This window comes from Afipia clevelandensis ATCC 49720, assembly GCF_000336555.1.
Lineage (GTDB): Bacteria > Pseudomonadota > Alphaproteobacteria > Rhizobiales > Xanthobacteraceae > Afipia > Afipia clevelandensis.
The window spans coordinates 2233758-2256070 of the sequence record NZ_KB375281.1 but is presented as its reverse complement, the minus strand read 5'-3'; the positions used below and the strand labels follow the sequence as shown (position 1 = coordinate 2256070).

At 57.7% G+C, this 22313-nt stretch carries 21 protein-coding genes; 14 read left to right on the top strand and 7 right to left on the bottom strand.

The window, feature by feature from the left end:
- Window positions 1–247 precede the first annotated feature (247 nt).
- The 6 genes from HMPREF9696_RS10775 to glcF all read left to right on the top strand — a co-directional run bounded on the left by HMPREF9696_RS10775 (window position 248) and on the right by glcF (window position 7667).
- Window positions 248–1885 (top strand): FAD-binding oxidoreductase, encoded by a 1638-nt coding sequence (locus tag HMPREF9696_RS10775; RefSeq protein ID WP_002713032.1) that lies wholly within the window; start codon window positions 248–250, stop codon window positions 1883–1885.
- Between the two features lie 45 nt (window positions 1886–1930).
- Complete coding sequence (locus HMPREF9696_RS10770) at window positions 1931–2614, top strand: glutathione S-transferase N-terminal domain-containing protein (RefSeq protein WP_002713031.1); 684 nt, start codon at window positions 1931–1933, stop codon at window positions 2612–2614.
- 146 nt (window positions 2615–2760) lie between these two features.
- On the top strand, window positions 2761–3606 hold the full coding sequence (locus tag HMPREF9696_RS10765) for a hypothetical protein (protein WP_245259221.1): 846 nt from the start codon (window positions 2761–2763) through the stop codon (window positions 3604–3606).
- Window positions 3607–3698: 92 nt separating this feature from the next.
- The gene (locus HMPREF9696_RS10760) at window positions 3699–5129 is read left to right on the top strand and encodes an FAD-linked oxidase C-terminal domain-containing protein (protein ID WP_002713029.1); all 1431 of its coding nucleotides are present in this window, start codon (window positions 3699–3701) and stop codon (window positions 5127–5129) included.
- Window positions 5130–5159: 30 nt separating this feature from the next.
- Window positions 5160–6347, top strand: coding sequence for an FAD-binding protein (locus HMPREF9696_RS10755; protein WP_002713028.1), 1188 nt, complete (start codon window positions 5160–5162; stop codon window positions 6345–6347).
- Between the two features lie 18 nt (window positions 6348–6365).
- Window positions 6366–7667: a glycolate oxidase subunit GlcF gene (glcF, locus tag HMPREF9696_RS10750; RefSeq protein ID WP_002713027.1), complete on the top strand. Its 1302-nt coding sequence runs from the start codon at window positions 6366–6368 to the stop codon at window positions 7665–7667.
- Window positions 7668–8190: 523 nt separating this feature from the next.
- On the opposite strand, the gene terL is transcribed toward glcF, so the two are convergent.
- The 4 genes from terL to HMPREF9696_RS10730 all read right to left on the bottom strand — a co-directional run bounded on the left by terL (window position 8191) and on the right by HMPREF9696_RS10730 (window position 12825).
- The gene (terL, locus tag HMPREF9696_RS10745) at window positions 8191–10137 is read right to left on the bottom strand and encodes a phage terminase large subunit (RefSeq protein ID WP_002713026.1); all 1947 of its coding nucleotides are present in this window, start codon (window positions 10135–10137) and stop codon (window positions 8191–8193) included.
- On the bottom strand, window positions 10137–10601 hold the full coding sequence (locus HMPREF9696_RS22030) for a DUF5681 domain-containing protein (protein WP_245259266.1): 465 nt from the start codon (window positions 10599–10601) through the stop codon (window positions 10137–10139). The genes terL and HMPREF9696_RS22030 overlap by 1 nt, the downstream gene beginning before the upstream one ends.
- A complete protein-coding gene (locus HMPREF9696_RS10735) occupies window positions 10516–11955 on the bottom strand; it encodes a site-specific DNA-methyltransferase (RefSeq protein ID WP_002713025.1) in 1440 nt (479 codons plus the stop codon). Before HMPREF9696_RS10735 ends, HMPREF9696_RS22030 begins: the two co-directional genes overlap by 86 nt.
- Before the next feature lie 279 nt (window positions 11956–12234).
- Window positions 12235–12825, bottom strand: a complete 591-nt coding sequence (locus tag HMPREF9696_RS10730; RefSeq protein ID WP_157170020.1) for a TetR/AcrR family transcriptional regulator — start codon at window positions 12823–12825, stop codon at window positions 12235–12237.
- A gap of 245 nt (window positions 12826–13070) precedes the next feature.
- On the opposite strand from HMPREF9696_RS10730, the gene HMPREF9696_RS10725 reads away from it, so the two are divergent.
- The 7 genes from HMPREF9696_RS10725 to HMPREF9696_RS10695 all read left to right on the top strand — a co-directional run bounded on the left by HMPREF9696_RS10725 (window position 13071) and on the right by HMPREF9696_RS10695 (window position 19183).
- Window positions 13071–13862, top strand: a complete 792-nt coding sequence (locus HMPREF9696_RS10725; protein ID WP_002713023.1) for a crotonase/enoyl-CoA hydratase family protein — start codon at window positions 13071–13073, stop codon at window positions 13860–13862.
- Window positions 13863–14199: 337 nt separating this feature from the next.
- Window positions 14200–15105 (top strand): DnaJ C-terminal domain-containing protein, encoded by a 906-nt coding sequence (locus HMPREF9696_RS10720; protein WP_040301972.1) that lies wholly within the window; start codon window positions 14200–14202, stop codon window positions 15103–15105.
- 2 nt (window positions 15106–15107) lie between these two features.
- A complete protein-coding gene (locus HMPREF9696_RS10715; protein WP_002713021.1) occupies window positions 15108–15374 on the top strand; it encodes a chaperone modulator CbpM in 267 nt (88 codons plus the stop codon).
- A gap of 223 nt (window positions 15375–15597) precedes the next feature.
- A complete protein-coding gene (locus HMPREF9696_RS10710) occupies window positions 15598–16656 on the top strand; it encodes a Dyp-type peroxidase (RefSeq protein WP_002713020.1) in 1059 nt (352 codons plus the stop codon).
- Entirely contained in the window at window positions 16653–17456 is an 804-nt protein-coding gene (locus HMPREF9696_RS10705; protein WP_002713019.1) for a family 1 encapsulin nanocompartment shell protein, read from the top strand. The genes HMPREF9696_RS10710 and HMPREF9696_RS10705 overlap by 4 nt, the downstream gene beginning before the upstream one ends.
- 94 nt (window positions 17457–17550) lie before the next feature.
- Complete coding sequence (locus tag HMPREF9696_RS10700; protein ID WP_002713018.1) at window positions 17551–18828, top strand: NAD(P)/FAD-dependent oxidoreductase; 1278 nt, start codon at window positions 17551–17553, stop codon at window positions 18826–18828.
- A 7-nt stretch (window positions 18829–18835) separates the two neighbouring features.
- Entirely contained in the window at window positions 18836–19183 is a 348-nt protein-coding gene (locus tag HMPREF9696_RS10695; RefSeq protein ID WP_157170019.1) for a hypothetical protein, read from the top strand.
- Window positions 19184–19234: 51 nt separating this feature from the next.
- Here HMPREF9696_RS10695 and HMPREF9696_RS10690 read toward each other — a convergent pair whose 3' ends face one another.
- Window positions 19235–19879 carry an alpha/beta hydrolase gene (locus HMPREF9696_RS10690; protein ID WP_002713016.1) on the bottom strand — a complete coding sequence of 215 codons (645 nt, stop codon included), beginning with the start codon at window positions 19877–19879 and terminating at the stop codon, window positions 19235–19237.
- Complete coding sequence (locus tag HMPREF9696_RS10685) at window positions 19876–20814, bottom strand: ring-cleaving dioxygenase (RefSeq protein ID WP_040301970.1); 939 nt, start codon at window positions 20812–20814, stop codon at window positions 19876–19878. Before HMPREF9696_RS10685 ends, HMPREF9696_RS10690 begins: the two co-directional genes overlap by 4 nt.
- 142 nt (window positions 20815–20956) lie before the next feature.
- Between HMPREF9696_RS10685 and HMPREF9696_RS10680 the strand changes: the two genes are divergently transcribed.
- Entirely contained in the window at window positions 20957–21886 is a 930-nt protein-coding gene (locus HMPREF9696_RS10680; RefSeq protein ID WP_002713014.1) for a LysR family transcriptional regulator, read from the top strand.
- 21 nt (window positions 21887–21907) lie between these two features.
- Here the strand turns inward: HMPREF9696_RS10680 and HMPREF9696_RS10675 are convergent, their stop codons facing one another.
- The gene (locus tag HMPREF9696_RS10675; protein ID WP_002713013.1) at window positions 21908–22207 is read right to left on the bottom strand and encodes a putative quinol monooxygenase; all 300 of its coding nucleotides are present in this window, start codon (window positions 22205–22207) and stop codon (window positions 21908–21910) included.
- Window positions 22208–22313 lie beyond the last annotated feature (106 nt).

The following is a 22313-nucleotide window of genomic DNA, read 5'->3' as shown; positions in this document are numbered from 1 at the left end:
GGCGGGTTTGCTCTGCCACGCCCGCTTGATGGGGCCATGGTCTCGCAAGAAGGCCTGCGGCAGCGAAGAAATTGTCGATCGGCGATTGAAGATACGCTTGACAAGTAAACTCGCCGGGCATTAATTGGTATTACCAATCTGGATTGGCCAGTAGTCGACCAAAGATTTCCCTCCCGATTATCGGGCCGTACGAATCGGGTCGGACTGACTTTCTGGTTCAACACAAGCGAGGACAAGGAGCGAAGCAATGAATGCACCCCTGAATATGCCAAAAGGGCAGCGTAGGAAGTTCTGGAGTTGGGGTTACGAAGGCCAGGACATTCCCGAGTCTGAAGTGAAGTCGATGCACGAACGCGTCGCCAAGCGTCTCGGAATGAGCGATTTCACAGTTCTGCCGGATCCGACTCTTGACGAGATCGAGTTGCGCGCTCCGCGGATCAAGCCACCGGCGTCCCTTGCGAGCTTCTGCACGACGGAAAAGTGGGATCGCGTCTCGCATACTTATGGCAAGAGCTTCCGCGATCTGGCCATGATCTACAAGCGCAAGTATCCGAATCCGCCGGATGTCGTGGCCTATCCTCGCGACGAGAAAGACATTGCGGCCGTTCTCGACTGGTGCGGTGAAAATGGCTACGCGGCCGTGCCTTTCGGCGGCGGATCAAGCGTCACGGGCGGCATCAATCCACCGGACGACAGCAGCTACAAGGGCGTGGTCACGATCGACCTCGAGAATCTCAATCGCGTTCTGGAGGTAGATCCGACCTCGCGTGCTGCTCGTATCCAGGGTGGCACGTTCGGTCCTTCGCTCGAGGAGCAGCTGAAGCCGCACGGCTTCACATTGCGCCACATCCCGCAGTCCTGGGAGTTCTCAACACTCGGTGGATGGATCGCGACCCGTTCTTCCGGTCACTATGCGACGCATCTGACTCATATCGACGACATGGTGGAGAGTCTGCGCGTCGTCACGCCGACCGGCACGATCACGAACCGCCGGCTGCCGGCCTCGGGCGCCGGTCCGAGCCCAGATCGCGCCTTCATCGGATCAGAAGGTACGCTTGGAATCATCACCGAAGCCTGGATGCGTCTACAGGGCCGGGTGAAGTTCCGCGCCAACGCCTCTGTGTCGTTCAAGACTTTCTACGAGGGTGCGAAGGCCGTTCGGCAGATCACCCAGGCCGGTCTTTATCCCGCAAACTGCCGCTATCTCGATGAGAAGGACGCGTTCTTCTATGGAGCTGGCGATGGCACGGAATCGGTGCTGCTGATCGGCTATGAATCGGCCGATCATCCGGTCGATGCGTGGCTGGATCGCTCGCTGGAAATCTGCAGGGATTTCGGCGGTACGGTGAAGCAAAAGGCCGGAACGGGCAGCGATGCTCTCGAAACCAGCCGATCGGGCGCGCAGGGCAGCTGGCGCAACCAGTTCCGCTATCTGCCCTATCTCATGCACGTTCGCGCGGCCATGGGCATTGTCAGCTTCACCTTCGAAACGGCCTATACGTGGGACAAGTTTGAGGCGCTCGACACGGAAGTCATGCGGCGGGTGGCTGAAGCGGAAAAGAAGATTTGCGGTGGAGGCATTGTCTGCCGTCGCTTCTCGTTCCTTTATCCGGATGGACCGGCGCCGTACTACTCGATCATGGCTCCGTCTTCTCACGAGAAGAACATTGAGCACTATGCGGCCCTGAACAAGGTGGCTTCCGACGCCTTGCTCGAACTCGGCGCCACCATCACGCATCACCATGCCGTCGGACGCAGCTTCCGGCCCTGGTATGACAAGGAGATCGATCCGGGCTTCATCCGCATGATGCAAGCCAACAAGCGCGAGATCGATCCAAACTGGGTGCTCAATCCAGGCATTCTGTTCGACAAGCCCAAGGCTTAAATCGAACGACATTATCCATTCGGCTGTTTCGCAGGACGTTGGTATATGATTGACCTCTACTTTTGGACCACGCCGAATGGATACAAAATCACGATAATGCTGGCCGAACTCGGCCTGCATTATCGGGTTCTGCCGATTGACATCACCAAGGGTGATCAATTCGGCCCCGAGTTTCTCAAGATCAGTCCGAACAACAAGATCCCGGCCATTGTCGATCATGATGGCCCGGACGGGAAGCCGCTGTCCGTTTTCGAGTCGGGGGCCATCCTTCTGTATTTTGCTGAGAAGACCGGCAAGTTGCTGCCGTCCGATGCGCGGGCACGGATGGAAGTCATTCAATGGTTGATGTTTCAGATGGGCGGCGCCGGACCTATGTTGGGTCAAGCTCATCATTTCCGGCGCTATGCGCCAGAGCAGATTCCCTACGCGGTCGAGCGCTACACGAAGGAGGCCGCGAGGCTTTATGGCGTGATCGATCGTCGCCTGGCCGACCGCGAATATCTCGCCGGCGACTACTCGATCGCGGATATTGCGACCTTTCCCTGGATTCGGCCCTATCGATGGCAGGGACAGGAGCTTGACACCTATCCCAATCTCAAGCGCTGGTTTGACGCCATCAAGGTTCGTCCCGCTGTGCAGGAGGGGTTGGCCGTCATGTCCGAGACGAAAAAGTGGGAAGCAAAACCGGGCACGGAATCCTGGAAAAACATGTTTGGCGCGAAAGCGTGACAACGAAGAGATGGCAATCACGCCATCGGCCGCGGGCTGTTCGTCGCGGAGATACATAACGAATGCGGTAGATCGACCGGAAGCAATCGCGCCTTGCCTTAGAATGCCAACAAGGGATTTTTGGGATGTTGACAACGATCGATCGCGTGCAGATTGCCACGCGGGACGCCAAGAGCGTTGCGGAAACCTGGCGCCGCAGACTGGGCGCCGAGGAGATTTCCTTTGACGTTATCAAGGCGCTTCGGGCCAGACGGACCACGCTGCGCGTAGGAACAGGCGAAGTCGAACTTCTGGAGCCGGATGGCACCGGGATTGTGGAGCATGAACTGGTCCGGCGCGGGCGGTCTCATGTTTTCGGCGCCGGTGCGACATCGTTGGACATGCCCGGTCTCGCCAGCAATGCGATCAATGGCGGTGCTCAGCATATCAAAGAAGGTGACCAGGATTTCATTCGCATCGAGATCGAAGGCAGTCCCGTGCACTTTGTGATCTCGCCGCTACGCGATGTGAAGCCGGCTGGGAAGCTGGATTTCCTCTACGAAGTCACATTGCTCGTGGCGGACCAGTCCGCCGCGGTGAACCAGATTTCGCGCGTCTTCGGATTGAACCGGGAGAATTTTGTCGCAATCACATCGGAGCTTTTCGGATATAGCGGCGTTCTCACTCTCTTTTCTCCGGATCGTCTCGATAGATTCGAAGTCATCACCCCCACCGATGCGTCCAAGACGATGGGCCGGTATTGCGCGCGTGAGGGCGTGTCGTTCTACATGGCGTACGCGGAGAGCCGCGACGTCGGCGGTATCGAGCGGTCGGCAAGGGCGGACGGCGCAGGCCTGACCCTGGATTCGCGGGAAAAGCGGGAGGAAGGCCGGGAGCCCGAACAGATCTGGCTTCATCCGAGTGCGCTCGATGGAATGATGCTTGGCATTTCCAGGCCGACGCTCGCATGGAAATGGTCCGGACACCCGGAGCGTGTCTTGGCTTCTGGCTAGAGGCTGGAGCGTGCACTGCAAGATCCGTGTTGGACGAGAAGAAGATTCTCCCCGGACCTTGAAGTGTGCGCCCGCGTGTTCCGAGGAAGGAGATGCTCTTGAACGCGACGATGTTTTCCGAGCCGAACAAGGACATACTCGATCGCCGTGAAGCCATCGTGGGGCATCTGGCGCGCTTGGTTTCTTCCGATGGGCTTATCACGGACAGGGACGAGTGCAGGGCGTATGAAACCGACGCGTTCACCGCCTACCGCAAGATGCCGCTCGCCGTTGTGCTGCCGGCATCGACGAACGAAGTCAGTGCTGTTCTCAAATTTTGCCATGACCACGGGGTGAAGGTCGTGCCACGCGGCGCGGGCACCTCGCTTGCAGGAGGGGCAATTCCCACCGAGGACTCCATTGTTCTTGGGCTTTCAAGAATGACCGGCGTGCTGGAGATCAACTATGATGACCGCTTCATTCGTGTCGAAGCGGGTGTCACCAATCTAAAAATTACCGCAGCGGTCGCGGACAGGGGCTTTTTCTACGCGCCGGATCCGTCGTCACAGCTTGCTTGCACCATCGGGGGCAATATCGCCAACAACTCGGGCGGTGCGCATTGTCTGAAATACGGTGTGACGACCAACAATCTTCTCGGCGTCAGAATGGTGCTTATGGACGGAACGATCATCGACCTTGGCGGAAACAGTCACGATAGCGGCGGTTTGGACCTGCTTGGTGTCGTGGTTGGATCTGAAGGTCAGCTTGGGGTCGTGACCGAGGCTACCGTCCGGATACTGAGATCTGCCGAAGCCGCGCGCCCCGTTCTGTTCGGATTTTCCTCATGCGATGGAGCTGGCAACACAGTTGCGGAAATCATCGCGGCTGGAATCATTCCGGTCGCGATTGAGTACATGGACAAGGCCGCGATCGAAATCTGCGAAGCCTTTTCCAGGGCGGGGTATCCGCTCGACGCTGAAGCGCTTCTGATCATCGAAGTGGAGGGCTCGAAGGCGGAAATGGACGCGACGCTTGAACGGATCATATCGATCGCGCGAGCCAACGGGGTGCAGACGGTGCGGGAGAGCAGATCCGCGATTGAAACAGCGGCCATATGGAAGGGGCGGAAGTCGGCGTTCGGCGCGACCGGGCGCGTTGCGGACTACTTGTGCATGGACGGTACCGTGCCGACGGGGAAGCTGTCCTACGTGTTGGCGCAGATCACCGAGATCGTGAAGCGCTACGGATTGCGTGTAGCTAACGTCTTTCACGCCGGCGATGGGAATATGCATCCTCTTATTCTCTATAACGCCAACGATCCGGCGGAGCAGTCGAAAGCGGAAGCTGCAGGCAACGACATTCTCAAGTTATGTGTTGAAGTCGGTGGTTGTCTCACGGGAGAGCACGGTGTCGGATTGGAGAAGCGCGATCTGATGAGATATCAATTCAACAGGATCGATTTGGACCAGCAGATGCGTTTGCGTGAAGCGTTTGATCCAAAATCGTTACTCAACAGAGACAAGGTGTTTCCCATTGACTGCTGAAATCAAGCGTAACGCTGGACGAAATTTCCCATGTCAGGAGATTTGAAGCCGCACGACGAAAAGAGTCTCTCCGAGTCGATCAAAATGGCGGGCGCATGGAATGTACCGCTCGTCGTCCGCGGAGCAGGCAGCAAATCGCAAATAGGCAGGCCGAACGGATATGCGACATCCGTTACAACCCAGCGCATGCGAGGAGTATCGATCTATGAGCCGACAGAGTTGGTGATCGGAGCTCTTCCCGGAACCGCGCTGTCCGAGATCAACGAGACACTGGCAAGCCGGAATCAAATGCTGCCGTTCGAGCCGATGGATTATCGGGCGCTTCTGGGTGGCGATCACGAGCCGACGATCGGCGGAATCGCGGCCGGAAATGTTTCTGGTCCGCGACGGGTCATGGCTGGAGCCTGCCGCGACAGTTTGATCGGCATACGGCTGGTCAATGGCCGCGGCGACATCGTGAAGTCTGGCGGCCGGGTTATGAAGAACGTGACAGGTCTCGATCTGGTCAAGCTCAATTGCGGAGCGTGGGGCACCTTCGGTGTCTTCAGTGAAGTTATTTTCAAGGTTTTGCCAAAACCGGAATCGACATCCTCGCTCGTCCTGCGCGGATTGAACGATGCGACGGCGATTGCCGCATTGACGGCGGCCATGGGATCTCCATTCTCCGTTTCCGCAGCAGCGCACCTGCCGAAGGAAGTGGTGTCCGAACCCCTGACCATCGTCCGCGTCGAAGGCTTCGAATCGTCCGTGATCTATCGTTGCGGGGAAATCGCCAAGCTTTGGCGGCCATATGGAGATGCAGATCTTCTGGAAGAGACGGTCGGCACGGATGTTTGGTCGGACGTGCGGGATGCGCGGTGGCTGGTCGATCCTGCTGAGAGCGCCATATGGCGGCTTTCGCTGGCCCCTTCGAAGGCGCCCGGCGTCATTGACCACATCAAACGAGTGCTGGATGCGCGTCATTTCTACGATTGGGGCGGCAGTTTGGTTTGGCTCGCTGTCAACGCATCGGAAGATGCGGGCTCGACGGTTGTCCGGAACGCGATGCGCGGTCTCGGCGGTCACGCGACGCTTCTGCGCGCATCGCCCCAGGTGAGAAGCACCGTGGATGTATTCGAGCCGCTTTCACCGGCGCTTACTGAGCTGACTCGAAGGATCAAGTTCGCGTTCGATCCCGACCGTATTCTCAATTTCGGAAGAATGTATTCCGGCATCTGAGATAGAAACAGGAATTCCATGCAAACGAACTTCTCGCTGGTCGCGCTTGCCGAGTCGCACATGCGTGAATCGGAGAAAATTCTCCGTGCTTGCGTTCATTGTGGTTTTTGTACCGCCACATGCCCGACCTATCTGTTGCTGGGAGATGAACTCGACAGTCCGCGCGGGAGAATTTACCTCATCAAGGATATGTTCGAGAATGAGAAGCCCGCAAGCGAGAAGGTGGTCAAGCATATCGATCGCTGCCTTTCCTGTCTTTCGTGCATGACCACATGCCCCTCAGGGGTCCACTACATGCATCTGGTGGATCATGCGCGGGCTCACATTACAGAGACCTACAAACGTCCCTTGATCGATCGTGTTCTGCGGAGCGCACTGGCCGCGGTGTTGCCGAATCCGAAATGGCTCAGGCCTGCGCTGTTCGCGGCATCGGTTGTCAGGCCGATAAAGAAATGGCTGGTTCGGCTCCCCGGCGGGACACAACTCGGCGCGATGATCGATCTCGCTCCGGCTTTGAGGCCGCGTAAACATGCTCCTCCGGAATTGAACGAAGGAAACCGGCGCGGCAGGGTTGCGATCCTGACAGGCTGCGCCCAGCAGGTCATCGCTCCCGGTATCAACGACGCTGCGATCCGGTTGTTGAGGCGTCACGGCATCGAGGTGACAAGTCCGCGTGGTGAGGGGTGTTGCGGCGCGCTTGTGCACCATATGGGTTATGAAGATTCAGCCCTGGATGCGGCTCGGCGCAACGTCGATGTCTGGACACGCGAGCTAGACGAGAATGGACTCGATGCCATCATCGTCACAGCGTCGGGTTGCGGAACGACCGTCAAAGATTATGGGTTCATGCTTCGCGAGGACAAGGCGTATGCTAGCAAGGCTGCGCGCGTGTCCGAGCTTGCACAAGATATCTCGGAATATCTTCATACACTTCGACTTCAAGGCCCGACTAGAGCTACAGGGCAATTGGTCGCATATCATTCGGCCTGCTCGATGCAGCACGGTCAGCGCATCGTGGATCAACCGAAATCCCTTCTGACTCAAATGGGGTTCGTTGTTAGTGATGTTCCAGAAGGCCACATATGCTGCGGCTCGGCAGGTACGTACAATGTTCTGCAGCCCGAGATTGCCGGCCAGCTCAGGTCGCGCAAGGTAGCGAATATCGAAAAGCTGAAGCCGCAGATCATCGCGAGCGGCAATCTCGGGTGCATCACGCAAATCGGCGCCGGGACGGCTATTCCGATTGTTCATACGGTGGAGTTGCTTGATTGGGCTACCGGCGGTCCCTTGCCAGATGCAATGGAAGGTAATTTCGACTAAGTAGCGTGAGGCATATCAGACGTCCGAAGTAAGGTCGCGAAAGAGCTCAGAGAAATTCAGGGAAAGTATGCAGAGCTCGTCGAGTACAAAGTTGCTGCCGGAGAACAACTCAACGCATCGACATACGAGCTCTTCAAGATGGCGTTGTACACCAATTGGAAATCCATGCGGTTGGGGGAGCCAATGCCAACCAGCCGCTGATGTTGATCGTTCCAGAGACCTATCAATCAACTGTCGAAGCCAAGGTGCCATCGCAAGATATTAACCAGTTACGCGTGGGGCAGCCATTGTGATGCGCTTTGCCGCGTTCAACGGACGATGCCAGAAGTCAAAGGCTTCGGCACGCTTTTCTCAGCCGATGTAAATCAAGACCAGAAAATGAACATGAGTTATTACGTCGTTCGCATAAGCTTAACGGCTGAGGAAACGGCTCATCTAACGGACTTGGATTAATAGCAGGCATGCCTGTCGAGACTTCCGGATCGCAGAAATGCAAGCGCAGTCGCTAGATTTTTAAGATTTCTCATCCTACCCAACTCAAAGTGGTATCATACCCCGTACCACCGTATTGGAGAGCTAGACTGATGCTATCTACGATGTCATCGGTTTCGCCGTGCGGATAGCTGAGAAGTTCTCTTTCGACCAGAGACATGAACGTAGCTTGTTTGGGAAACCGCACATTGCCATCTTTAAATTTGGATTGCTGGGTATAGAGCCGACCTCTTCGATCTTGCTCGATGGGCTGAAGTTTAATTGACGAGCGCCGTGGTAAGTCGCGCTCGCTTTTGAGCGCTCTTGCTATTGCGGTTTCCTCCATCTGGATCTGCTCTGGGTTGTACTTTTGTACGAGTTCGACGAACACTTTGCGCAGCTCGGGGTATTCGTAGATGCCGCGCTCTACGTGTAGCAAATAATAATTGTCGCCAAGTCGCATCCAAATCGTGCACACAGTCCAGTCACTCTGCCCGCCATCGTTAAGGGCAGTGTCCCAAGACATAAAAACGCGCTTATACCGCTGATCCTCAGGTAGCTTGCTGTAATAGTGAAGCCACGGTTGCTTAATGATATTGCCGGACCATCTAGGATTTTGAGCGATCCAAGCTAGCGCGTAGACCGTAGAATCGACCTGATCGTCATAGTTGGAACTCGGGAACGAAAGCAGTTCGGTTAAATAGGTATCGAGCCAATCTGCCGTTTTTGGAAAAAGAACGAATCCGCCTTCGATCACTGACGTCTGGCCATACAATCGCATGATCTTATTACCGTCCAAGGACGGCGCAGCCTGCACTTTCGAAAGGCCTTCGGCGCGTAGTTGTTGGATTAAAGAAGACCCGGATGACATGTCCTCAATCAAAACGACCGTCGCATGGTGACGCTCAGCTTGGCTTTGGACGGATTTCTTTAGATCGGGGAATGAAAGTCTTTTGCGAAAAACGTCTAGCAAATAAGCTTTTTTGTCCTTAACCCCCCAAGTCGTGCAGACGCTGAAATTTGCAATTTCAGTATCCTTCACGGCTGTATCCCAACTTTGAAGAATTGTTCCGAAATCGTCAGGCTTTTCGTTTGCCGTATAGAATTTTAGCCACTCGCGCTTGACGATGTGGCCTTCCGGCGGTTGCGGGTTCTGTTGATACTGGGCAGCAAAATGATATGGCGTCACTGACGCGCGAAGCGTATCTAGGGACGATCGCGGCATCAGGGATGGTTGAAGAATATCTCCTGCCTTTCGACGAAACTGGGTCGTTTGGTACGGTGTTCGAATTTCATAGGATTCGTCTTCTTCGGCGATCGCTGAGAACGACAATACTTTCCAGTTTTCCATCTTCTGGACATGGGCGACCAGATCATCGGCGTGCAATCGCTGCATGACTATGATGATCGCACCTTCGACTTGCTTGTTGAGACGGCTGCGCAAGGTGTTATTGAACCATTCGTTCACGCCTTGGCGTCTTGCGTCAGACAGTGCTTCATCAGCTTTCAAAGGATCGTCGATCACGATGACGTCTGCGCCACGACCCGTAAATCCACCTCCGACTGAAGTAGAGAACCGGAAACCACCTTGTGTGGTTTCGAAGTCAGCTACGGTGTCTCTTTTGCTAGAAATCCTGGTGTTGAACAGGGCTTGATAAAATGCACTGCCCATGAGGCGACGAGACTGTCGTGCCAGAGTATCGGAAAAATCCTGGGCGTAAGAGACGCATGCCACCTGCTTCTCCGGAAAGTGTCCCAGGAACCAGGCAGGGAACGCGATGGATGCGGAGTGAGATTTCAAGTGCCGCGGCGGAACATTGATGATCAGACGTTTGCAACTGCCGTGGGCAACCTCTTCGAGGGCTCGAGCAATTAATTCCTGATGCCAGTTGTATTCGAATGTCGCCGCTGGATTGAGCTCAAGAAAGGAACGATGGATGAATGCAAGCAGATCCTGCCGATAGATTTCGGCCACCATCCTTGCCGGAGATAGAGTCATCAGTCGCTCTCCCGCTGATCGTATGGCCGCAGGCGCTTGTAGATTGCCCGGATCACTATTTGATCGGTATCGCTAAAAGGATATTCGGAAGGTCTGGCTGCCTCGGCACGCGCTTCGATGTCTGCAATCACGTCGATGAATTTCAATAATAGCTTTTCATTTCCCGTTGCACCTGCGTTTGCCAAATGTATCGCCGCTGCTTGTGCTTTAGATATTTTCCGCCGTTTCCCGTCGATGGCGACGGTGACCTGATCGCGCGCAGCTTCCATTACGAGAGTAACGATATTCTTGCTGCCCTTGGGGCGACCCGGTCGAGGTCGGCCATCGCCTTTTCTAAATTGGGTATGTTTCGGCGGCTTGCCGCGTCCAACCGAATATTTATCTTTCTTTTCGGCCGGAGCGTCGGTGTCGTGCGTTGCTCTTGCGCGAGGCGTTTGCTTTTCCTTCGAGGATTTTTTGTCGATCCGACTTTTTTGCTCTGATGTTAGCCGTTGTACCCGCTTGACCATTCTTGTCGTGCTCCGTCCGCGTGGCCTTAACTCGATCGAAACTCAAGCCAGATTCTACATGTATGGCTTTCAGGCTATAGATCTCTTTGAACCGTTGAATGATGAGATCAGCATAATGCGAATCCAGTTCAATGCCGTATCCATGCCGGCCAGTCTTTTCAGCCGCGAGCAATGTGGTGCCGCTGCCGGCAAACGCATCCAGAACGATGCCGCCTCGTTTTGAGCAATCGAGAATGGCGTCGCTGACCAGTGCAAGTGGTTTCGGTGTCGGGTGCCCGGCAAGCGCGGTGTCCCGGTCCTTCCCGAAACTGCTCATGCCGGGATAATGCCAAATATTTGTTCTGCTTCGTCCGAAGCGCCCCAGTTCAACATTATTGATGTGCTTGGCGCGGCCATTCTTATAGACAAAAACGAACTCGTGAGCGGAGCGGTATAAGGAACCCATACCGGCATTGCTTTTCGACCAGACGCAGATATTCTTGAGTTCCGTATATACATCATCGGCAGCATCGGCCAATTCTCGAATATGCCGCCAGTCCATGCATACGAAATGGATTGAGCCGTCGACGCTGAACGCGGCGAGGTTCTTCAAGGCGCGCCGCAGGAAGTTCGTGAACTCCTGCCGGTTCATCTCGCCTGATGCCATCGCAAATTCCCGGTGCTGCTTTTTGCCCAGACCAGAAACATTGCCTGCAATCGGCACGTTGTAGGGCGGGTCAACAAACACCACTTGTGCTCGTTTGCCCTGGAGGAGGCATTTATAACTTTTCGGCTTGAGGGCATCTCCGCACAGTAGAAAGTGGTCACCGATCTGCCAGCAGTCTCCGTGCCGCGATACCGCGGGGAGGGAGCGATCGATCTCGGGGATGGCATCTGCCTCGTCCGGTCCGCTGTCGCTCGCCTGGCCGACTATCAGATCGATCTCGGCCATCTCAAAACCAGTGACCGTCACATCGAAATTCGGCTGGACAGAAAGCTCCTGCAGTTCAAGGGCAAGCAGGTTGGGGTCCCATCCTGCATTCTCTGCAAGCCGATTGTCTGCGATAACATAGGCCCGGATTTGGGTTGGGCTGAGCTGGTCGACCCTCACGGTCGGAACGTCCGCCATGCCTAGGGATATGGCAGCAGTAATCCGGGCGTGGCCCGCTACGACGCCGTCCGAGCCATCGATCAGGACGGGATTGATAAAACCAAATTCCTGGATGCTGGCGGCAATCTGTTTGATCTGCCGGGGCGTATGCGTACGGGGATTCTTGAGGCGAGGTTTGAGCTTGCGCGGGTCTTTATATTTGATGGCCAGCGTGCTCAAAGCGCCCCCCAAGCCTGATTTGCAGAGATTGTGCACTCACGAATCGCGAATCAAAAATATTGGGAAAGCCTCCCATTTCTTTGGCTGATTTTCCCAATTTTACGATGTGTTTTCCCAATTATTTTTTGTTCGGATTCCGGAAAATTGGCCTCTGCCGCAGGGGTTTTCTGCATTTTGCAAATTCGAATCGCACTATTTGCGCGATTTTCCCATTATTTATCCCATTTCCGCCGCGAGACTGGTTGGGTAATCACTGCGTGCACCACCAATGTTACACAACTATGATTTTTCCCCTCCCAACCGGAGCATCGATTTTCGCGCGGCCTGCAGGATTTCATCCGAGCGGCTTGCATCTGTCATCACCCGCGACAGGGTAACCGCGCCCACCATCATGCACATCAAGGAGATAGCGAGCTCTCTGGAGCCGTTGTCGTCCATCACGTTCTGCATGTTGTCAAAATACCTCGCGAGATGCTTGCTCATGATCTCGCGGTTCTGGTCGTTTGACCGGGCGACGTCTCCCGACAAAGCAGCCATAGCGCATCCTGAGTCCGGGTTGTCGCGGTGGGCCTTGCTCAAGTAGCTGTTCGCCACGGACTTCAACGTGCGCTTGCCTTTCGCGGAGCTGGATCGGACGGCGGATGCTTCGCCGTCTGTCAGCGCCTTGTCGAGAGCCGCGGCAACGAGCTCGTCTCGTGACGCGAAATGGCCATAGAAGCCGCCGTGGGTGAGATCGACAGCCTTCATCAGGTCGCCGATGCTGACACCGTCGAGGCCGAGTTCGCGCAGTTGCGCGGCGGCGACCTCCAGAATTCGCTCCCGGCTCCGGGCCTTGTCTGCTTGCGAATGCCCCACGGCAAAATCCTTCAAACTGGCGCTTGACGTTCAGCATGACAGGCATCATGCTGAATGTGTATGATGGCAATCATGCACATTGTTGCGAGGCACGGTACGCGTGGTTTGCAGCAATTTCCATGGAATTCTCAAAGGTCTGGGTCGCGCTGCAGGGTGTCGCTTTCCCGGATGCGGAGCGGCCTTGCCGCGGCGAGCCCGCCCGCCGTCATCGCTTGCCAGCGTTGATTTATTTTCGCGTTCTCACTCTCCAGGAGCTTCATATGACAGATACCCAAGAAAAAGCCGGCCGCGTGTATCATGAGACGCACGGTCATGTTCTGAAGATCGTCATCGACAACGCGGCAAAGAAGAACGCGTTCAGCCCCGAGATGATGCGCGAACTGTCCGACGCGCTGACGTTGCTGGATGGCGACGAGAATCTGTGGGTCGGTTTGCTGTGTGCCAATGGGGCCGATTTCACCGCGGGGCTGGATATGCCGAAGTTCTTCGGTCCCAAAGCCACCGTGAAGCCGCTTCCCGAAGGCAACATTGATCCATTCGGCCTGCGGAGCCGTTGCCGAAAGCCGATCGTGACGGCGGTTCAGGGTATCGTTTTTACAATCGGTATCGAAATCTCGCTTGCCGGCGACATCGTCATCGCGGCCGACAATTCCCGCTTCTGTCAGATGGAATCCAAGCGCGGCATCGCGCCTCTTGGCGGCGCGCATTTCCGTTACCTCACACGCATGGGCTGGGGCGACGCAATGTACCATCTCTTCCTGTGCGATGAATTCAAGGCGGATCGCGCGCTCAAGATCGGTCTTGTGCAGGAGGTGGTGCCGACGGGAACGCAGATCGAGCGAGCGATGGATATCGCTCAGACAATCGCAAAAAATGCCCCGATCGGAATTCAGGTCACCAAGCAGGCCGCGCTTCAGTTCATCGAAGCCGGAGAAAAGGCTGCCATCGATATCATTCCTAGCATCCGCGATCGGGTGATGAACACCGAGGATATGAAAGAGGGTATTCAATCCTTCGTCGAGCGCCGCCAGGCCGTGTTCAAGGGGCGGTAGGCATGTAGCGGCCTGCAAGGTGGCAGCCGAAGAGCGAGACGTGTCCGGAAAGTCCGGTGTGGCGGGACAAGGCAGAGTCCGGGGCGCGCAGAACTAGCCTCGGAGACCGGTCGTCCCGGCATGATAGCCGGTCCTCGCATTGGTGTGTGCGCCAAAAGGGATAGGCCGGTTTTCGGCCGTTCTGCCGACTTTCCGTCCGGTGGTGCCCGGACCAACCAAAGGTTTCGCCGTTATACGGTCATGATACAGTCAGAAGGCGGGCTGTCGTCGATGAGCACGGTCTGCGGACCGCATCGCAGGCAGAATGCGAATCCTGACGTCATTTCCGGAGTACGTCGTGGCAAATCCATATGAGGTTCTCGGGGTCACGCCGGCTGCTTCCGCGGCCGACATTCAGAAGGCGTATCGCAAGCTGGCAAAGCAACTCCACCCTGATCTTAATCCGGGCGACAAGTCTGCGGAAGAAAAGTTCAAGGAAGTTGCCGGTGCTTACGACCTGCTGAGCGATGCCGACAAACGCAAGCGCTTTGACAACGGCGAGATCGACGCGACCGGCGCCGAACGGCCGCAGCACAATTTCTATCGCGACTATGCGACCTCCGATAACGGGCACCATTATACGGACCATTCCGGTTATGCCGATTTCATGGACACCGACGATGCTTTCGCCGAACTTCTCAGGCAGGGGCAGCGCGCGCGCGCCAATCGGCGTGGACGGGATCTGCACTACAGTCTCGCCATTGATTTTGCGGATTCCATCACGGGAACGAGCAAGCGCCTGACACTGCCGGACGGCGATACGCTGGACGTGAGAATCCCGCCCGGGGTGGTCGACGGTCAGGTGTTGCGGCTCAAGGGCAAGGGCGCGCCGGGTTCCGGCAAGGGAGCCGCAGGCGATGCCTTGATCGAAGTGGAGGTCGTGCCGGATCGCCGCTTCACCCGCGACGGTGACAATATCTCGCTCGAACTTCCGATATCGCTGTCGGAAGCCGTGCTCGGCGGCCGCGTCCGCGTTCCGACGCCGACAGGCGACGTTACGATGTCGGTGCCGAAAGGATCGAACACGGGGACAACGCTGCGCCTCAAGGGCAAGGGAGCACCCCATAGCGGGGGAGGCTTTGGCGATCAGTTCGTCAAGCTGAAGGTGGTTTTGCCCCGGACGCCGGATCTCGAACTCGAGGCCTTCGTCTCGAATTGGGAGAAGGGTAAGGACTTCAACCCGCGTGAAGACAGGACATCGTGATCATGAACAAGCAAGAGTTTCTGGCGTTTTCCGGCTTGCAGATCCAGACACTGGACTTCTGGGTTGAGCAACAATGGCTGGTGCCGGTGGACACCACGAGCGGAGCCGAGTTTTCCAGCGCCGATGTGGCGCGCGCCCATCTTATTCGCGATCTGAAGAGCGATCTGGGTGCCAACGACGAAGGCATCGACGTCATCCTTCATTTGATGGACCAGCTTCACGGGCTGCGTCAGGCGCTCGCGCAATTGCAAAAAGAAATCAATCACTAGCACTGGCAGGCGACTTGAAGATTTTTCTGCCGCCGGATGCAGTAAAGAGTGTCGCCGCCGACGGGCATGGCTTCCGCAATATGGACTAATACCAAGGAGGCGTTAACCGGGAGCAGACGGGTATTTTCGACAGGATATGATAAAACTCGGATTGGGGTGTATCGTCATTCCTGCACCCCATCCGTCGTAAGGCTTGTCGGTCCGGCAGCTTAAGGAGTTCTGTGTGTCATTCGTTGTCTCCCAGCCGGTTGTCGCAAGGCTTTCGCGCTCAGCCATTTTCCTTGCGGTGACGATCAATTCGGGGGCTGGGGCAGAGAGGACGGTGCGTGAACTATGCGCCGATCTCTCCAGCCTGCTGCGCGGGGTGGGCTTTCGCAATCTCGACGGCCAACTGTCCTGCATCATGGGGTTTGGCTCGCAGGCCTGGGACCGGCTGTTCGGTACGCCGCGGCCGAAAGACCTGCATCCCTTTCGCGAGATTCGCGGCGTTCACACCGCTGTCTCGACCCCGGGCGATATCCTCTTTCACATCCGTGCGGCGAGCATGGATCTCTGCTTTGAACTTGCGACGCATATCATGTCGCGGCTCGCCGGGGCGGTGTCGGTCGTCGACGAGGTGCACGGCTTCAAGTTCTTCGATGACCGCGATCTGCTCGGCTTTGTCGATGGAACGGAGAACCCGGTCGGTCAGGCCGCCGATGCGGCCACGCTGATCGGTGACGACGATGCACCCTTTGCCGGCGGCAGCTATGTGATCGTGCAAAAGTATCTGCACGACCTGGAGCGGTGGAATAAGGTCCCGGTCGAAGAGCAGGAGAACATTATCGGCCGTCACAAGTTGTCCGACATCGAGCAACCCGATTCCGTGAAGAAGCCGTATGCTCACAACGTCCTGACCTCGCTCGAGGAGAACGGAGAGCAAATCCAGATTCTGCGCGACAACATGCCATTCGGCGAGATAGGCAAGGGCGAATTCGGCACCTACTTCATCGGCTATGCCCGTGCTCCGCAGCCGATCGAGACCATGCTGGACAACATGTTCATCGGCAATCCGCCGGGCACCTACGATCATCTGCTGGATTTCAGCCGCGCGGTCACCGGTTGTCTGTTTTTCGTGCCGACTGCGTCGTTCCTCGATGACGTCAACCCGGATGCACCGCCGGCGACGGACACTGATATCGGCACACCGGAAACACTCACAACCAAGGTCCCGCAGCAAAAGACGTCGCGCAGCGACGGCTCGCTCGGTATCGGATCCCTGAAGCAAAGAGGCGTGACATGAACAATCTCCATCGGCATCTGGCACCCATCTCGGAAGCAGCTTGGGAACAGATCGAGCAGGAAGCCTCCCGCACCCTCAAGCGCCACCTCGCCGCGCGGCGTGTGGTGGATGTGGTCGGGCCGAAAGGCACCGAGCTTGCCGCGGTCGGCACCGGGCATCTGCATCAGATCCAGTCTCCCGATGACGGCGTTCTTGCCTCGCAGCGTGAGAGCCAGCCGCTGATCGAAATTCGTGTCCCGTTTGAACTCACCCGCCAGGCGATCGACGATGTCGAGCGCGGGGCAAGCGATTCCGACTGGTCACCGGTCAAGGAAGCGGCGCGCAAGATCGCGTTTGCCGAAGACCGCGCGGTGTTCGATGGATATGGCGCCGCCGGGATTCAGGGTTTTCGCACTGGCAGCAGCAACAGCGGTGTGACGCTGCCCGCGAGCGTGAAGGGTTATCCGGACGCCATCGCGCAGGCTGTCAGTCAATTGCGGCTGGCGGGATGCGAAGGGCCTTATGCCCTGGTGCTGGGCGCGGATGCCTATACCGCCGCTTCGGGTGGCAGCGATGAGGGTTATCCCGTGTTCCATCATATCGAGCGGATCGTCGATGGCGGGGTCATCTGGGCGCCGGCTCTCAAGGGTGGTTTCCTGCTGACCACGCGCGGCGGCGATTTTGAGCTGGATATCGGTCAGGATTTCTCGATCGGTTATCTCAGCCATTCCAGCACGGCGGTCGAACTCTACCTGCAGGAGAGCTTCACCTTTCGTCTGCTCACCACGGAGGCATCCGTCGTGCTAACTCCGGCCGGCTAGGGCTGGTCAGAGCGGCCCGAAAACTGTCTCTGTCAGGGATGAAAAGCGCGCAATTTTCAGGTGATCAGAATTGGCCCGCTTACAGGATTGTATAATGGCGTCCAGTTCAGACCCTCACATCGTGATTGTCGGCGCTGGTTTTGGCGGGCTGGAAGCTGCCCGTCATCTCGCAAGCGCGCGGGTGCGCATAACGGTGATCGACCAGCGCAACCATCATTTGTTTCAACCACTTCTTTATCAGGTTGGGACTGCCTCTCTCGCGACGTCCGAAATCGCCTGGCCGATTCGTTATCTCCTGCGCCGGCACAGTAACGTCACTACGTTACTCGGACGGGTTATCGGCGTGGACACCGGCAACAAGACGGTTGTCGTTGAAGATGAAAAGCCGGTCCCGTTCGATACGCTGATTTTGGCGACGGGCGCGCGTCATGCCTATTTCGGACATGACGAGTGGGAGCCCTATGCGCCGGGGCTCAAGACGCTTGAGGATGCGACAAAAATCCGGCGGCGAATCCTCTCGGCGTTCGAGCAGGCCGAGTGGGCAACGAACGAAGCGGAGCGCGCCCGGCTCCTGACCTTTGTCATCATTGGTGCGGGTCCCACCGGTGTTGAGCTTGCCGGCACCATCGCCGAACTCGCCCACGATACGCTGCGCGGCGACTTCCGCAATTTCGATACGCGCAAGGCCCGTGTGATCCTGATCGAGGCCGGTCCTCGTATTCTTTCCGGATTCACCGAAGATCTGTCGGACTATGCGCAACGGGCGCTGACACGCCTCGGGGTCGAGATCAGGCTCGGGCATGCTGTTTCAAGATGCAGCGAAGAAGGCGTCGAGCTTGGCGGAGAGTTTCTCCCGGCCAGCACAATCATCTGGGCCGCTGGTGTGGCTGCCTCGCCTGCGGCGGAATGGCTTCATGCGCCCGCGGACCGTGCCGGCCGCGTGATGGTGATGCCGGATCTGACGGTGCCGGGACATCCCGATATCTTTGTGATTGGCGACGCCGCGCATGTCGAATCCACGGACGGAAAACTTGTCCCCGGCGTCGCGCCCGCGGCCAAGCAGGAAGGGCAGTATGTCGCTCGTGCAATTCAGGCGCGCCTGCGCGGCGAAAAGTTCGGTGAGAATTTTGTCTATAAGAACGCGGGCAATCTGGCGACGATCGGCAAGCGGGCAGCGATTGTCGATTTCGGCTGGATCCAGCTGAAGGGCCGTCTCGCTTGGTGGATATGGGGTATCGCCCATATCTTCTTCCTGATCGGATTGCGCAATCGTCTGGCCGTTGCCATGAACTGGCTGTGGATTTATGTCAGGGGGCAACGCAGCGCCCGGTTGATCACCCAAGGCGCCGCAAAGAAGGGCGCTGCGAGTTGAGATGCCAATGCGATTGTTCGGTTTGGTGCTCCTGCTTATTGCCGCTGCGCGATCCGCGGAGGCGGCGTCCCTTCCAAAGGACATGCTCGGCGCGTGGGCGTCCGAGCCATCCGCCTGCGGAGAGCAGGCGAGCGAATTGGGGATGACGATCGAGCCGAAGACGGTTCTGTTCTATGAGCACGGTTTCGACATCACGAAGCTGACGAAACTCAAGGATGGATCGTTGAAGGCGTCGGGATTTAGCGTCGCCGACGACGGGCGGGCGAAGAGCACGCTGACGTTGAAGCAGGTGTCGGCGGATACTCTTCTGGTCGGCGAGCAGACCTATCATCGCTGCAAGGCGAAGACCCCCTGATGGCAACAAGGCAAGATGCGCCGGTCTCCGGCGCATCTTGTCGCTATCGGTTCAGGCCGCACCTGCCTGCACTTGCAGAAATCCCACCGCCTTGATCCATTCGCGGCTCATGGTCAGGTCGGTTTGTGTCAACTGATGTCCCGTCGGCAGCACCGGATGTTGGACGTTCGCACCGGCTTTGGCCAGCAAGCCCGCAAGCTGCGCCGAGTTGCTGGACGGAATGATCGGATCGAGCTTGCCCGATATGATCAGCACCGGCTTGTCCTTCAGGTCGGCCTGCGGCGGTTGCGACAGCGGCACCATGGCGCGCAGCAGGATCGCGCCTGCCAGCACGTCGGGCCGGAGCAGCAGCATCGCCGCCGCGATGTTCGCGCCGTTCGAGTAGCCCAGCGCGACGGGCGCCGCGATGCCATAGCGGGCCCGCGCGGCTTCGACGAAGTCTGCCAGTTCATCGGCGCGCCGGCGAAGGTCGTCCTCGTCGAACACGCCTTCTCCGAGCCTGCGGAAGAAACGCGGCATGCCGTGTTCAAGCACCTTGCCGCGCGGCGACAGCAGAGCCGAGCCCGGCGAAACAGCCTGGCCCAGCGGCAACAGATCGTTCTCGTCGCCGCCGGTGCCATGAAGCAGGAGGAGAGGGGGAGCTTCGAGCCGGTTTCCCGGCTCGAAGCGATGAGCGAAGCTCAGATCGTTGCTCATGACGCAGCCCTTTCAAGTGACGGCAGCACGGCCTCGATGTCCTTGCGATGGGCCTCGAGGAATTTCGGCAGCTTCAGGTCCTGACCGAGCGTCGCCACCGGCTCGTCCACGGCAAAGCCGGGATCATCCGTTGCGATCTCGAACAGCACGCCGCCAGGTTCGCGGAAGTAGATCGAGCGGAAGTAGTTCCGGTCCTTCTGCTCCGTCGGATGTTGACGGTGCGTCTCGACCAGCTTTCGCGCCATCTCGGCCTGCTCGGCATCGTCCTCCGCACGGAAGGCAATGTGGTGAACCGATCCGGTCCCCTGCCGTCCGGGCAGGAAGCCCTTGGCTTCATAGATGTCGACCACGCCGCCTGTGGCGAGGCCGGGCGCCTTGAAGCGGATCACCGATCCTTCGCGCGCGGCTTCCTTGAAGCCGAACACATCGGTCAGGATCGCCCCGGTGCGTGCCGCGTTGTCGAGCAGCAGCGTCACGCCATGAAAACCGCGGATCGCGTGCTCGGCCGGGACATCCCCATTGCTCCAGCCAGGCTCGTTTTCAAGGCCGGGAATGCCGACCAGCGCGAGGCTCATGCCGTCGGGATCGGTGAAGGGCAACACGGATTCGCCAAAGCGCTTTTCGAGCGCTTCGTGGGCGATGCCCTTCTCGATAAAGCGATGCGTCCAGTAGCCGAGCGAGCGGGCGGGCACACGGAACGCCGTCTGCTGGGTCTGGCCGACGCCGCCACGGCCGGGTGCCGCGCCTTCCCAGGGGAAGAAGGTCAGGATTGTGCCGGGGCTGCCAGCCTCATCGCCGTAATAGAAGTGATAGGTGCCCGGATCGTCGAAATTGACGGTCTTCTTGACGAAGCGCAGTCCGAGCTGCCGCGTATAAAAGTCGAAATTTTGCAATGCATTACCAGCGATTGCGGTGACGTGATGAATGCCAGACATGGTCGTCTTCTCCTGCATGAAGAGGCATCTCCGCCTCGGTTGCAGGGATATTGGCTCTTGCCGAATTAAAGACAATTGGCGCTTTCATGGCGTTTCTGTCTATGATTTGATGACAATCCATTTTCCGCCGAAGGGGTGCTCCATGGACAAGCTCGCCAGCCTCCGGGCGTTCGTGAAGGTTGTTGAGCTTGGCAGCTTCTCCGAAGCCGGCAGGCAGTTGCGGCTCTCGCGCTCCGCGATCAGCAAATATGTCGGGGACCTTGAGGAGAGCCTTGGCGTGCAGCTTCTCAACCGGACGACGCGCCACGCAAGCCCCAACGAAAACGGCGAGATGTATTTCGAGCGTGCGCTGGGCATTCTGGCGGATATCGACGCTGCCGATCAGGCCGTGGCTCACTTGCAGTCCACGCCGCGCGGGCTGCTGCGCGTCAATGCGCCGATGTCGTTCGGCACGCTGCAGCTCGGCAGTGCGATTGCCGACTTCATGGAGATCAATCCCGAACTGCGAATCCATCTCGTTCTGAGCGATGAGCAGGTCGATCCCGTGCAGGGCGGATTTGATGTCACATTACGGATCGCGGACCTTGAATCATCCAGCCTGATCGCGCGCAAGATCATTCCGATCGAGCGGGTCATCTGCGCAGCACCATCCTATCTGAAGCAGCACGGCGTTCCCGCCCATCCGAATGATTTGCGCAGCCATGCCGCGCTCACCTATGGCTTTCTCCTGACCGGTAACCAGTGGAAGCTCACCGGAAAAGATGGCGATCACTGGATTCAGCCGTCATGGCTGCTGTGCGCGAACAACGCGGAAGTGCTGTGCGATGCTGCCGTGAAAGGCCGGGGCGTCGCGCTGCTCCCCACGTTCATCGCCGGTAAGGCGCTGCGGGCGGGAAAACTTCACACCGTGCTTGATGACTACAAGGCGCCGCCACTGACGCTGTACGCGATCTACCCGCCGACGCGGCATCTTGCGGTGAAAGTCCGCCTGTTCATTGATTTTCTTGTCGAGCGTTTCAGCTCTGGTCCGGAAGGTCATATCAAGCCAGCGAGCACCGGTCGCAAGCAATAGGGCTGTGCCCATCCGCAGCTCTCACAGCATGGAGAGCTGCGTGGCATCGTAGATCTGGATCGTGGACGGTTCGGACAGCATGCTGCGCAACTCTTTCACGAATGCGCGCGAGGCCGGGACCTGAAAGTGAGCCATCAGGGCCTGCTTGTCGGCCCATTGCTCGACAAAGACAAGCCGAAGCGGGTTTTCACAATCAATATGAACGGCGTGAGAAATGCAGCCCGGTTCGGTGCGCGAGCGATGGACATGCGCGAGACTGAGCTTGCGGACCTCATCGAAGGTTTCGGATTTGGCGATGGCGTCTCCGGTCACGACGATCATGCGTTTCTCCCCAAGGCAGTTCGTTGGGTGACTGTGCCACCCGACGAAATATCCGGAAAGACAAATCTGGAGGTCATACTAAAGTGGACGGCGCAGTGTTTCGGCG